The 13,067-nt window shown below is 34.6% G+C and carries 11 protein-coding genes, 2 tRNA genes and 1 other annotated feature; all 13 genes read left to right on the forward strand.

Features of this window, described 5'->3' with window-relative positions; all coding sequences use genetic code 11:
- Nucleotides 1–63: 63 nt before the first annotated feature.
- The 13 genes from KTC92_RS14040 to KTC92_RS14100 all read left to right on the forward strand — a co-directional run bounded on the left by KTC92_RS14040 (nucleotide 64) and on the right by KTC92_RS14100 (nucleotide 12,996).
- A tRNA-Gly gene (locus KTC92_RS14040) sits at nucleotides 64–138 on the forward strand.
- Between the two features lie 9 nt (nucleotides 139–147).
- Nucleotides 148–223, forward strand: a tRNA-Thr gene (locus tag KTC92_RS14045).
- Nucleotides 224–304: 81 nt separating this feature from the next.
- Nucleotides 305–1,498, forward strand: coding sequence for an elongation factor Tu (tuf, locus tag KTC92_RS14050; protein WP_216302359.1), 1,194 nt, complete (start codon nucleotides 305–307; stop codon nucleotides 1,496–1,498).
- Between the two features lie 191 nt (nucleotides 1,499–1,689).
- On the forward strand, nucleotides 1,690–1,839 hold the full coding sequence (rpmG, locus tag KTC92_RS14055) for a 50S ribosomal protein L33 (RefSeq protein WP_125002828.1): 150 nt from the start codon (nucleotides 1,690–1,692) through the stop codon (nucleotides 1,837–1,839).
- A gap of 38 nt (nucleotides 1,840–1,877) precedes the next feature.
- Nucleotides 1,878–2,102 carry a preprotein translocase subunit SecE gene (gene secE / locus KTC92_RS14060; RefSeq protein WP_165414399.1) on the forward strand — a complete coding sequence of 75 codons (225 nt, stop codon included), beginning with the start codon at nucleotides 1,878–1,880 and terminating at the stop codon, nucleotides 2,100–2,102.
- A gap of 46 nt (nucleotides 2,103–2,148) precedes the next feature.
- Nucleotides 2,149–2,670 carry a transcription termination/antitermination protein NusG gene (nusG, locus tag KTC92_RS14065; protein WP_216302360.1) on the forward strand — a complete coding sequence of 174 codons (522 nt, stop codon included), beginning with the start codon at nucleotides 2,149–2,151 and terminating at the stop codon, nucleotides 2,668–2,670.
- Nucleotides 2,671–2,746: 76 nt separating this feature from the next.
- Nucleotides 2,747–3,172, forward strand: coding sequence for a 50S ribosomal protein L11 (gene rplK / locus KTC92_RS14070; RefSeq protein ID WP_071614644.1), 426 nt, complete (start codon nucleotides 2,747–2,749; stop codon nucleotides 3,170–3,172).
- A gap of 58 nt (nucleotides 3,173–3,230) precedes the next feature.
- Entirely contained in the window at nucleotides 3,231–3,920 is a 690-nt protein-coding gene (gene rplA / locus KTC92_RS14075) for a 50S ribosomal protein L1 (RefSeq protein ID WP_216302361.1), read from the forward strand.
- Between the two features lie 37 nt (nucleotides 3,921–3,957).
- Nucleotides 3,958–4,094, forward strand: a sequence feature (ribosomal protein L10 leader region).
- A gap of 34 nt (nucleotides 4,095–4,128) precedes the next feature.
- On the forward strand, nucleotides 4,129–4,629 hold the full coding sequence (gene rplJ, locus KTC92_RS14080) for a 50S ribosomal protein L10 (protein WP_165414402.1): 501 nt from the start codon (nucleotides 4,129–4,131) through the stop codon (nucleotides 4,627–4,629).
- A 117-nt stretch (nucleotides 4,630–4,746) separates the two neighbouring features.
- Nucleotides 4,747–5,106: a 50S ribosomal protein L7/L12 gene (gene rplL, locus KTC92_RS14085; RefSeq protein WP_165414403.1), complete on the forward strand. Its 360-nt coding sequence runs from the start codon at nucleotides 4,747–4,749 to the stop codon at nucleotides 5,104–5,106.
- A 258-nt stretch (nucleotides 5,107–5,364) separates the two neighbouring features.
- Entirely contained in the window at nucleotides 5,365–9,078 is a 3,714-nt protein-coding gene (gene rpoB / locus KTC92_RS14090; RefSeq protein ID WP_165414404.1) for a DNA-directed RNA polymerase subunit beta, read from the forward strand.
- A gap of 20 nt (nucleotides 9,079–9,098) precedes the next feature.
- Nucleotides 9,099–12,632, forward strand: a complete 3,534-nt coding sequence (gene rpoC / locus KTC92_RS14095) for a DNA-directed RNA polymerase subunit beta' (RefSeq protein WP_216302362.1) — start codon at nucleotides 9,099–9,101, stop codon at nucleotides 12,630–12,632.
- A 121-nt stretch (nucleotides 12,633–12,753) separates the two neighbouring features.
- Nucleotides 12,754–12,996, forward strand: coding sequence for a ribosomal L7Ae/L30e/S12e/Gadd45 family protein (locus KTC92_RS14100; protein ID WP_165414406.1), 243 nt, complete (start codon nucleotides 12,754–12,756; stop codon nucleotides 12,994–12,996).
- Nucleotides 12,997–13,067 lie beyond the last annotated feature (71 nt).

Below are 13,067 nucleotides of genomic sequence, written 5' to 3' on the forward strand. Positions count from 1 at the left end.
ATTGACAAAAAAATAAACAGTAGTATAATCAATAATTGGTGTATAGCTTTAAGTTGTACGTCGGCGGGAGTAGCTCAGTGGTAGAGCACCAGCTTCCCAAGCTGGGTGTCGCGGGTTCGATACCCGTTTCCCGCTCCAAAATTTAATGCCCATATAGCTCAGTCGGCAGAGCGTCACCTTGGTAAGGTGGAGGTCACCGGTTCAATTCCGGTTATGGGCTCCATAACTATTAAATCCGTACAATACACTAGGATGAGTTTACTTGCACAAAAGTGTAATTATTTATATTGAGGAGGAATACAAAATGGCAAAGGCAAAGTTTGAAAGAAGCAAACCACACGTAAACATTGGAACAATAGGGCACGTAGATCACGGCAAGACAACATTAACAGCTGCAATAACAGCAGTACTCGCAACTAAAGGTTTAGCAGAAGTATCTAGGTTTGACCAAATTGACAAAGCACCTGAGGAAAGAGAAAGAGGAATTACAATAAATACATCACATGTTGAGTATGAAACAGATAATAGACATTATGCACATGTTGATTGCCCAGGACATGCAGATTATGTAAAGAACATGATCACAGGCGCAGCACAAATGGATGGAGCAATTCTAGTTGTTAGTGCAGCAGATGGCCCAATGCCTCAAACAAGAGAGCATATACTATTAGCAAGCAGAGTTGGAGTAGGATATATAGTAGTATTCTTAAACAAAGCAGATATGGTAGATGATCCAGAATTATTAGAACTTGTTGAAATGGAAGTAAGAGAATTATTAAGTGAGTATGACTTCCCTGGTGACGACATTCCAGTAGTAACAGGATCAGCATTAAAAGCATTAGAAAACCCAACTGATGAAGAAGCATCAAAATGCATAGCTGAATTAATGGAAGCAGTAGATAGCTACATTCCAACACCAACAAGAGCAACAGATAAAGCATTCTTAATGCCAGTAGAAGATGTATTCACAATCACAGGTAGAGGAACAGTTGCTACAGGAAGAGTTGAAGCTGGGATACTTAAGGTTGGAGAAGAAGTAGAAATCGTAGGACTTAGCGAAGATAAAAGAAAAGTTGTATGTACAGGAGTTGAAATGTTCAGAAAACTTTTAGATCAAGCAATGGCCGGAGACAACATCGGAGCATTACTAAGAGGAGTACAAAGAACAGATATTCAAAGAGGTCAAGTACTTTCTAAGCCAGGTTCAATACATCCACATGATAAATTTGTAGGTCAAGTATATGTACTTAAAAAAGAAGAAGGCGGAAGACATACTCCATTCTTCGACGGATATAGACCACAATTTTATTTCAGAACAACTGATGTAACTGGATCAATAAAATTACCAGACGGAATGGAAATGGTAATGCCAGGAGATCACATAGACATGAATGTTGAACTAATCACTCAAGTAGCAATGGATGAGGGATTAAGATTCGCAATCAGAGAAGGTGGAAGAACAGTAGGTTCAGGAGTTGTTACTTCAATAGTTAAATAATACAAACAAAAAAATGCATTATGAATTAGAAGAAAGAAAATTGTTTAATAAAAAAACACCTTGAACTAATTCATTGACATATGTATTAAATTGTGATAACTTATTTAAGTATAACAAAAATGCTAAAGATAGCTTAGCGCTTAATAAGTATGAGCTTTCTTAAATAGATGGAAAACCGGGAGGTGTAGATTGTGAGAGTAAAAGTAACTTTAGCTTGTACTGATTGCAAACAGAGAAATTACAATACAATGAAAAACAAAAAAAATAACCCAGACAGAATAGAAATGAAGAAATACTGTAAGTTCTGCCACAAACATACACTTCATAAAGAAACAAAATAATACAGCATTAAACACAAAACAGTAGGGATGTGAATAAAATGGCTGTTACTGGGAATGTTAAAGTAAAGGAAAAATCAAACCAAAAAGGTATAGTGAAGTTTTTCAATGAACTTAAGGCAGAGGCGAAAAGAATAACTTGGCCTTCAAAACAAGATGTTAAAAAGGCAACTTTTGCAGTGACAAGTTTTTGTTTTATTTTTGTGATTTTAATAGGTTTGTTGGATTATGGTTTTAAGAACCTCTATAAACTAATCTTTAAATAAGGTAAAGGAAGGAGGTAGGGGGACGGAATACTCCACCCCTTGAGCTATGGCAGATAAAGCTAAATGGTATGTTGTACATACATATTCTGGTTATGAAAATAAAGTTAAAGTCAACCTAGAAAAAGCGATCGAAAATAGAAATCTTGAAGAATATGTACATGATATTCAAGTACCTATGGAAGAAGTAGTTGAAGTAAAGGATGGAAAAAAGAAAATAACTTTAAAAAAGGTGTTTCCAGGTTATGTTATGGTTAAAATGCTTATGACAGATGAATCTTGGTATATAGTTAGAAATACCAGAGGTGTAACTGGGTTCGTAGGACCGGGTTCTAAACCGGTAGCTCTTACTGAAGATGAAGTTAGAACTATGGGTATAGCAGAAAAAACTATAGTTGTTGACTACGAAATAGGTGAGAATATTCAGGTGACATTTGGACCATTAGAAGGATTTGTTGCTTTAATACAAGAAATTCATTTGGAAAAGCAAAAAATTAAAGCACTTATAAATATGTTTGGCAGGGAAACTCCTGTTGAACTAGAATTCAATCAAATACAAAAACTAGACTAGATACTTAATAAAACGAAAGTTTTAGTAAGTGGGAGGATTTTTAATCCGTTTACCACAATATAGGAGGTATAAATTCATGGCTAAGAAAATAACAGGGATGATAAAACTTCAACTTCCTGCAGGAAAAGCTACCCCAGCACCACCAGTTGGACCAGCACTTGGACAACACGGAGTTAATATCATGGGATTCTGTAAAGAATTCAACGCGAAAACTTCGGATCAAGCAGGTATGATAATACCAGTAGTAATAACAGTATATCAAGATAGATCTTTTAGTTTCATACTGAAAACTCCACCAGCAGCAATATTGTTAAAGAAAGCAGTTGGATTAGAAAGCGGTTCTGGTGTTCCAAACAAAACCAAAATTGCTACAGTTTCTAAAGCTAAAGTAAGAGAAATAGCAGAACTTAAGATGCCAGATTTAAATGCAGCATCAATTGAATCTGCAATGAGTATGATAGCTGGAACAGCAAGAAGTATGGGAATAGTTGTAGAAGAATAATTTTAAATTAATTACGTGGGAGGTAAAAACCGTTATTACCACGAAGGAGGATACTATTATGGGAAAAAATTACATAGAAAGCGCTAAGCTTATAGATAAAAATGCTCTATATACACCAACAGAAGCTATGGAACTTGTGGTGAAAACATCTAAAGCTAAGTTCGATGAAACTATAGAACTCGCTGTAAGCCTTGGTGTTGATCCAAGACATGCAGACCAACAAGTTAGAGGTGCAGTAGTACTTCCTCATGGAACAGGTAAAACAGTTAAAGTTTTAGTTTTTGCTAAAGGCGAGAAAGCTAAAGAAGCGGAACTTGCAGGAGCAGACTTCGTTGGAACTGATGAATTAGTTGAAAAAATACAAAAAGAAAATTGGTTTGAATTTGATATAGTTGTTGCTACTCCAGATATGATGGGTGTTGTTGGTAAATTAGGTAGAGTACTTGGACCTAAGGGATTAATGCCAAATCCAAAGTCAGGAACAGTTACATTTGATGTTGCTAGAGCAATAAATGAAATAAAAGCTGGTAAAGTTGAGTATAGAGTTGATAAAACTTCTATAATTCATGTACCGCTTGGTAAAAAATCTTTTGGTGCTGACAAATTAGTTGCAAACTTTCATGCTTTAATGGAAGCAGTAGTTAAAGCTAAACCATCAGCAGCTAAAGGACAATACTTAAAATCAGTATCAGTTTCAAGCACTATGGGACCTGGAATAAAAGTCAATCAAGCTAAAGTATTAGACTAGTATTGACAAATAGGGTTAAACATGATACAATTTCCAGAGTGAAATAAATGATATTCCGTAGATAGTAGGTGCGAAAGCGTAAAAGACAACATGCCTACCGAGGATTCCTATAAGTATACTTGTATACATATATTAGGTCTCTTCGTGTCTACGGAGAGATTTTAATTTTTTATAAAGCAGTTAAAAACTGTTAGGAGGTGGATATATAGTGTTAAGCAATAATAGACAAGTAAAAGAAGCAAAAGTAGCAGAAATAAAAGAAAAATTAGCAAAAGCTCAAGGTGTAGTATTTAGTCAATATCAAGGTCTAAATGTAGAAGAAGATACGCAACTAAGAAAAAACCTTAGAGAAGTTGGGGTAGAATATAAAGTTTATAAAAACACTTTAGTTATTCTAGCGGCTAGGGAATTAGGAATTGAAGGTATAGAAACTCACCTACAAGGATCTATTTCAATGGCATTTGGATATGAAGATGCAACTGTTGCAGCTAGAGTTTTAAATGAATTTGCAAAAACTCATAAAAAATTAGAGCTTAAAGCAGGCATAATTCAAGGTAAAATATTCGATGGTGCCGAGGTTAATGCTCTTGCATCAATACCACCAAGAAATGTTCTTATTGCAAAATTACTTGGAAGCTTCAAAGCTCCATTATCAAATCTTGCATACCTATTGAATTCAGTTAAAGAGCAAAAGGAATCAGCTCAATAATATTTCAAATATTAAGCTGAACTACATAGCGATTTTTAATTGATTCAAATCATGCCTTTTTTAAAAGGTAAGTACAAAACAATATTTATATGAAAAAAATTCGGAGGTGCATTTATAATGACAAGAGAAGAAATTATTCAAGCTATAAAAGATATGAGTGTTTTAGAATTAAATGAATTAGTAAAAGAGTGTGAAACAGAATTTGGAGTGAGTGCTTCTGCACCAGTTGCAGTTGCAGGAGTTGCTACAGCAGCTGTTGAAGAAAAAACTGAATTTGACGTAATTTTAACTAGTGCAGGCGCTAGCAAAATTAAAGTTATTAAAGTTGTTAGAGAAATAACTGGATTAGGATTAAAAGAAGCTAAAGATATAGTTGATGGAGCACCTAAGGCAATTAAAGAAGCTATAAGCAAAGAAGATGCAGAAGCATTAAAAGCTAAAATAGAAGAAGTTGGCGGCGCAGCAGAAATAAAATAATTTTATCATAAACAGGGTACTTTTAGATAAGAGTGCCCTTTTTTAAAATGTTATGTTGACATAGAATTATACTTATGATAATATAGCGTAATGCATTAAAACTAGTAGTTTAACGTTAAAAAAGAAATTACTGGTTAATGTGAATTGAATTAACAAAAATGGTTATAATAACATAATAAATATGTGAATCCAAAAGCATAAGGTCCTAGGGGAAAGTGTGTTTTTGGTTATTTTAGTTTATACAAGGGGTGAAAGCTGATGGTACATCCTGTCCAATTAGGTAAAAGAACAAGAATGAGTTTTTCAAAAATAGGTGAAGTAACTGATATGCCAAATTTAATTGAGATACAGTTAGACTCTTATAATTGGTTTTTAAAAGAAGGACTTCAAGAGGTTTTTGACGATATAAATCCTATTCAAGACTATACTGGGAATCTTGTTCTAGAGTTTGTAGGATACAAACTTGATACAGATAACATTAAGTATACTGAAGAACAATGTAAGGAAAGAGATACAACTTACGCAGCACCGTTAAAAGTTAAGGTTAGATTGCGTAATAATGAAACAGGTGAAATTAAGGAACAAGAAGTCTTTATGGGAGACTTCCCACTGATGACACCACAAGGAACATTTGTTATAAATGGAGCAGAAAGAGTTATAGTAAGTCAATTGGTTAGATCACCAGGGGTTTATTACAATTATTCTGTTGATAAAACTGGAAAAAAACTTTACTCTGCAACGGTAATCCCAAACAGAGGAGCATGGCTCGAGTATGAAACAGATTCTAATGAAATTGTATATATTAGAATTGACAAGACAAGAAAACTGCCTATAAGTATTTTGGCCAGAGCTATGATGGATAATGGTAGCGATTTAGACTTACATCAATTATTAGGTGAAGAAGAAAGACTAAAAGCTACAATAGAAAAAGATAATACTAAAACAAGAGAAGAAGCTTTGATAGAAATATATAAGAGATTAAGGCCAGGCGAACCACCTACAGTGGATAGTGCGGTATCTCTTATTGATTCACTATTCTTTGATGCTAAGAGATATGATTTATCAAGAGTTGGTAGATATAAATTTAATAAGAAGTTATCAATTAATCACAGAATTGCAAACAAAATTGCTGCTGAAAATATTGTTAACCCTACAACTGGCGAAGTTATAGTTGAAAAAGGTCAAAAGATAGATAGAGAAGTTGCTCTAGAAATTCAAAACTTAGGAATTAATGTAGTAGATCTTCAAGTAGAGGATAAGGTGTTAAGAGTTATAGGAAATCACTTTGTTAACATTAATAAAGTAGTTAACTTTGATATTTCTGATCTTAATATTAGGGAAATGGTCCATTATCCAACATTAAAAGAGATATTGGATAATTTTAGTGATGAAGAATCAATTAAAGAACAAATAAAAGCTAATAAAACTAGATTAATACCTAAACATATAATTAAAGATGATATGTATGCTACAGTGAGCTACGAGTTAGGACTAACTTACGATATCGGTTATATTGATGATATTGATCATTTAGGAAACAGAAGAATTAGATCTGTAGGTGAACTTTTACAAAATCAATTTAGAATTGGTTTATCTAGAATGGAAAGAGTTGTCAAAGAAAGAATGACAATCCAAGACCAAGAAGGAATAACGCCTCAGGCGCTTATAAACATAAGGCCTGTAGCCGCAGCTATAAAGGAATTCTTTGGAAGTTCACAACTTTCTCAGTTTATGGACCAAACAAATCCATTATCAGAACTTACAAATAAAAGAAGATTATCTGCACTAGGACCAGGCGGTCTCTCTAGGGAGAGAGCTGGGTTTGAGGTTAGAGATGTTCATTACTCGCATTATGGCAGAATGTGCCCTATAGAAACTCCAGAAGGACCCAATATAGGACTTATTAATTCACTTGCGAGTTACGCTAAAGTTAATGAATATGGGTTTATTGAAACACCATATAGGATTGTAGATAAGAAAACATCAGTAGTTACAAACGAAATTGTGTATATGACTGCGGATGAAGAAGATGCATATCTAGTAGCACAGGCAAGTGAACCAATTAGCGAAGATGGTACTTTTGTAGATGAAAAAGTAACTGTAAGAGCTAAAGAAGAAGTAATGGTTGTTCCAAAAGAAGAAGTAGATCTTATGGATATATCGCCAAGACAGATAGTTTCTGTTGCTACAGCAATGATTCCATTCCTTGAAAATGATGATGCTAGTCGTGCGCTAATGGGTTCCAACATGCAACGTCAAGCAGTACCACTACTTAAATCACAATCGCCAATTGTAGCTACTGGAATAGAATATAGAGCTGCAGTAGATTCTGGTGTACTTCCGAAAGCTAAAAACGCCGGCACAGTTGAGTATGTAAGTGCTAACGAAATTAAGGTAAGAAGAGATTCAGATAGTGGATTAGATGTTTATAAAATTCTAAAGTTTAAAAGATCTAATCAGGGTACGTGTATAAATCAAAAACCTATAGTTAATAAAGGCGAAAAAGTTGAAGTAAATACTGTTTTAGCAGATGGACCTTCAACTGACCTTGGAGAAATAGCATTAGGTAAGAACATCCGTATTGGGTTTGTAACTTGGGAAGGTTATAACTATGAGGATGCGATGTTAATATCTGAAGAACTTGTTCGTGATGATATATTTACATCGGTGCACATTGAAGAATATGAATCAGATGCAAGAGATACAAAGCTTGGACCAGAAGAAATAACTAGGGATATTCCTAATGTTGGCGAAGATGCACTTAAAGATATAGATGAGGGCGGAATAATAAGAATAGGTGCTGAGATAAGATCTGGAGATATTCTAGTTGGAAAAGTAACTCCAAAGGGAGAAACAGAACTTACCGCAGAGGAAAGATTATTAAGGGCAATATTTGGAGAAAAGGCAAGAGAAGTAAGAGATACATCACTTAGAGTGCCACATGGCGAAGCTGGAATAATAGTTGACGTTAAAGTGTTCACTAGAGAAAATGGTGATGAACTTCCACCAGGTGTAAATGAACTAGTTAGATGTTATATAGCTCAAAAGAGAAAGATATCTGTAGGCGATAAGATGGCAGGAAGACATGGTAATAAAGGGGTTATATCTAGAGTATTACCAGTAGAAGATATGCCGTTTTTACCTGATGGAAGGCCACTTCAAATATGCTTAAATCCACTAGGTGTTCCTTCTCGTATGAATATAGGCCAGGTATTAGAGGTCCACTTAGGATGGGCAGCTAGTGAATTAGGTTGGCATATTGCAACGCCAGTATTTGATGGTGCGCTTGAAGAAGAAATTGAAGCGTGCTTGGAAAAAGCAGGATATAATACAGATGGAAAAACTGATTTATATGATGGAAGAACAGGAGAAGCATTTGACAACAGAGTTACTGTTGGATATATGTATATCTTAAAGTTACATCATTTAGTAGATGACAAAATACATGCTAGATCTACAGGTCCATATTCTCTCGTAACTCAGCAACCATTAGGTGGTAAAGCACAGTTTGGTGGCCAAAGGTTTGGAGAAATGGAAGTTTGGGCATTAGAAGCTTATGGTTCAGCTCATACATTACAAGAGATTTTAACAGTTAAATCCGATGACGTTGTAGGAAGAGTTAAAACATATGAAGCAATAGTAAAAGGCGAGAATATTCCAGAACCTGGTGTGCCTGAATCCTTTAAAGTTCTTATAAAGGAATTACAAGCGTTGTGTTTAAATGTTAAAGTTCTTACTGATGAATTAGAAGAAATTAAACTGAAGGAATCAGTTGATGATGAAATGGAAGAATTAAATTTAAATGTTAACATAGAAGGATCAGAAGATATAATTCCTGAAGCACCAACGGAAGAGTACATTGAGCTTATCGATGAAGATGAAGAACTGGACATTGATATAAATTATGATGAAATACCGGCAGAAGAATTTGGTGAAGACTTAGAATTAAATGATTTTAATGATGAACATTAATATGAAGGGAGGATGAACCCTTGTTTGAATTTAATAATTTTGATGCTATTCAAATAGGATTAGCATCACCGGAACAGATCAGAGAATGGTCAAAAGGTGAAGTAAAAAAACCAGAGACTATAAACTATAGAACTTTAAAACCTGAAAGAGATGGGTTGTTTTGTGAAAGAATATTTGGACCAATTAAAGATTGGGAATGTCACTGTGGAAAATACAAGAGAGTAAGATATAAGGGAATAGTTTGTGATAGATGTGGTGTTGAAGTTACAAAATCTAAAGTAAGACGTGAAAGAATGGGGCATATCGAACTTGCTGCCCCAGTATCTCACATTTGGTATTTTAAAGGAATACCATCTCGTATGGGACTTATTTTAGATATGTCACCTAGATCTCTAGAAAAGATTCTTTATTTTGCTTCTTATGTAGTATTAGATCCAAAAGAAACATCACTACTTAAAAAACAAATCCTTAGTGAAAAAGAGTATAGAGAAGCTATTGATAAATTTGGAAATGATAGTTTTGTAGCTGGTATGGGTGCAGAATCTGTGAAAGTACTTTTACAAGATATAAACTTAGAAGAATTATCTAAGGAATTAAAAGAAGACCTAAAAACGAGTACAGGACAAAAAAGAATCAGAAGTATAAGAAGACTAGATGTGTCAGAATCATTTAGAAAATCTAAAAACAAACCTGAATGGATCATAATCGATGTAATACCAGTTATACCTCCTGATTTAAGACCGATGGTACAATTAGACGGAGGAAGATTTGCTACATCTGATTTAAATGATTTGTATAGAAGGGTAATAAACCGTAACAATAGGCTAAAAAAACTTCTAGATTTAGGTGCTCCAGATATAATTGTTAGAAATGAAAAAAGAATGCTCCAAGAAGCTGTAGATGCATTAATTGATAATGGAAGAAGAGGAAGGCCAGTTACGGGACCAGGGAACAGACCTTTAAAATCTCTATCTGACATGTTAAAAGGAAAGCAAGGAAGATTCAGGCAAAATTTACTTGGAAAACGTGTTGATTACTCAGGCCGTTCAGTTATAGTTGTTGGACCAGAGTTACAAATGTATCAATGTGGTCTTCCAAAAGAGATGGCTTTAGAATTATTTAAGCCTTTTGTTATGAAAAAGCTAGTTGGAAGTGGAGTAGCGCATAATATTAAGAGTGCTAAGAGAATGGTAGAGAGAGTTATGCCTCAAGTATGGGATGTACTTGAAGAAGTAATAGCTGATCACCCAGTACTATTAAATCGTGCACCTACACTTCATAGACTAGGAATTCAAGCTTTCCAACCTATACTTGTAGAAGGTAGGGCTATTAAACTACATCCGCTTGTATGTACGGCTTATAATGCTGACTTTGATGGAGATCAAATGGCGGTACATGTACCTCTATCTGTTGAAGCTCAAGCTGAAGCAAGGTTCTTAATGCTTGCTGCACATAACATTATGAAACCATCAGATGGTAAACCGGTTTGTGTACCTACTCAAGATATGGTTTTAGGAGCTTACTATTTAACTATTGATAAAGATGGTGCTAAAGGTGAGGGAAGATCATTCTCATCGCCAGATGAAGTAATAATGGCTTATCAAGTAAAGGATATTGATATTCATGCTAAAATTAAAGTTAAGTTATTTGGCACCGTTGATGGTGTAAGTATAACTTCAATTATAGAAACTACACCTGGAAAACTAATTTTCAATGAAACTATACCTCAAGATTTAGGGTTTATTGATAGAAGCATTCCTGGAAATGAATTGAAATTTGAGATAGACTTCTTGGTAAGTAAAAAGAATCTTGGTAGTATTATTGATAAATGCTACTTAAAATATGGGCCTTCAGAAACTTCTAAGATGCTAGACAAAATAAAGGCTAAGGGATATCATTACTCAACAATTGGAGCAATTACGGTTGCTACATCTGACATGGTGGTTCCAGAGGCTAAAAAAGCATTGTTAAAAGATGCGGATGAAACTGTTGAAAAAATTGAGAAGATGTATCGAAGAGGATTTATATCCGAGGAAGAAAGATACCAAAGAGTAATAGAAAAATGGACTAAAACTACAGAAGATGTGGCAAATGCACTAATGGATAGTTTGGATAAATTCAATCCGATATTCATGATGGCAGATTCAGGTGCCAGAGGGTCTAAGAGTCAGATCAAACAATTAGCAGGTATGAGAGGCCTTATGGCTAATCCATCTGGTAAGATAATTGAGTTACCTATTAGAGCATCCTTTAGAGATGGACTAAGTGTATTAGAGTACTTTATTTCAACACATGGAGCTAGAAAAGGTAACGCAGATACAGCACTTAAAACAGCTGACTCAGGTTATTTAACAAGAAGGCTTGTTGATGTATGCCAGGATGTTATCGTAAGACACGAAGATTGTGGAACGGATGAAGGTTTTGAAGTTTCAGAAATTCGTGATGGAAGTGAAGTAATTGAACAGTTAGTTGAAAGATTGACTGGAAGATATTCCGCTGAAGATATTATTCATCCAAAAACAGGCAAAGTAATAGTTCCTAAGAATGAGTATATGGATATTAAGTTAGCAGAAGAAGTTCAAAAGTCTGGTGTAAAAAAAGTTATGATTAGATCGGTATTTACATGTAAGGCTAAAATTGGAGTTTGTTCTAAATGTTATGGAATGAATATGGCAACGTCTCAAAAGATTAACATTGGCGAAGCCGTAGGCATAATTGCAGCTCAATCTATAGGAGAACCGGGTACACAACTTACAATGAGAACATTCCATACAGGTGGAGTAGCAGGATCAGATATAACCCAAGGTCTTCCAAGAGTTGAGGAATTATTTGAAGCTAGAAAACCAAAGGGACTCGCAATAGTAAGTGATGTATGCGGTAGCGTTAAAATGGAAGATACTAAGAAAAAGAGAGTTGTCATTGTAATTGGTGATGCAGGGGAAGAACTAAGTTATGATATACCTTTTGGATCAAGATTAAAAGTTGCAAATGGTGATAGAATTGAGGCCGGAGATGAGATAATTGAAGGTTCAGTTAATCCGCACGATATTTTAAGAATAAAAGGCGTTAACGGAGTTAAAAATTATTTATCGTCAGAGGTACAGAAAGTTTATAGACTTCAAGGTGTTGATATAAATGATAAACATTTAGAGGTTGTTGTGAGACAGATGACAAGAAAAGTAAAGGTTGAGGAATCTGGAGATACTGAACTACTTCCAGGGAACTTAGTAGATATATTTGCTTTTGAAGATGCTAATGCAAAAATTGAAGCTGAAGGTGGCGTACCTGCTCAGGGGAAAATTTCTCTATTAGGTATAACTAAAGCGGCACTTGCAACGGAATCATTCTTGTCAGCAGCATCATTCCAGGAGACAACAAGAGTACTTACTGATGCGGCTATTAAGGGTAAAATTGATCCATTGCTTGGATTAAAAGAAAATGTAATAATTGGTAAACTGATACCTGCGGGTACTGGAATGACAAGATATAGAACAATAAAAATCAATACTGAAGATGATGAAAAGGTAGAAATTGAAAATGATTTGGAAGTATAGGTTGTAACTAGTTGACAGGGTGATAGTAAAATGATAAAATACACCTTGTGTGTGATTTAAATCGAGTAGATGCATCTTAATTAGGTAAATCTTTTGATTATAATTGTGAAGGGGGTTAGAAATGGTAGGTAAAATTGTAGGTCAGAAAGTCGTTGGAGTTAAACAAACCCTAAAAGCGTTAAAGAATAGTCGGGGTAAAGTTTTGTATATAGCCAAAGATGCTGATAGTAGTATTACTGATCCTATTCTAAAACTAGCCAAGGTTAATTCCCTACAAATAATATTTGTAGACACAATGAAAGAATTAGGAAATCTTTGTGATATAGATGTTGCATCAGCAACAGCATTGCGTTTCGAAGATTAAATTAATGCTAGCAACTAAATAATATAGATATATCCATGCGGTAACATTGCCATTTAGTTATGTTACGCTGC

It is taken from the genome of Clostridium sp. CM027, assembly GCF_024730565.1.
GTDB lineage: Bacteria > Bacillota > Clostridia > Clostridiales > Clostridiaceae > Clostridium_AD > Clostridium_AD estertheticum_B.

What these genes read in the sequence shown, in the direction of transcription:
- tuf (WP_216302359.1), top strand. Translation starts at nt 305, where the DNA reads ATGGCAAAGGCAAAGTTTGAAAGAAGCAAACCACACGTAAACATTGGA.
- secE (WP_165414399.1), top strand. Translation starts at nt 1,878, where the DNA reads ATGGCTGTTACTGGGAATGTTAAAGTAAAGGAAAAATCAAACCAAAAA.
- nusG (WP_216302360.1), top strand. Translation starts at nt 2,149, where the DNA reads ATGGCAGATAAAGCTAAATGGTATGTTGTACATACATATTCTGGTTAT.
- rplK (WP_071614644.1), top strand. Translation starts at nt 2,747, where the DNA reads ATGGCTAAGAAAATAACAGGGATGATAAAACTTCAACTTCCTGCAGGA.
- rplA (WP_216302361.1), top strand. Translation starts at nt 3,231, where the DNA reads ATGGGAAAAAATTACATAGAAAGCGCTAAGCTTATAGATAAAAATGCT.
- rplL (WP_165414403.1), top strand. Translation starts at nt 4,747, where the DNA reads ATGACAAGAGAAGAAATTATTCAAGCTATAAAAGATATGAGTGTTTTA.
- rpoB (WP_165414404.1), top strand. Translation starts at nt 5,365, where the DNA reads ATGGTACATCCTGTCCAATTAGGTAAAAGAACAAGAATGAGTTTTTCA.
- KTC92_RS14100 (WP_165414406.1), top strand. Translation starts at nt 12,754, where the DNA reads ATGGTAGGTAAAATTGTAGGTCAGAAAGTCGTTGGAGTTAAACAAACC.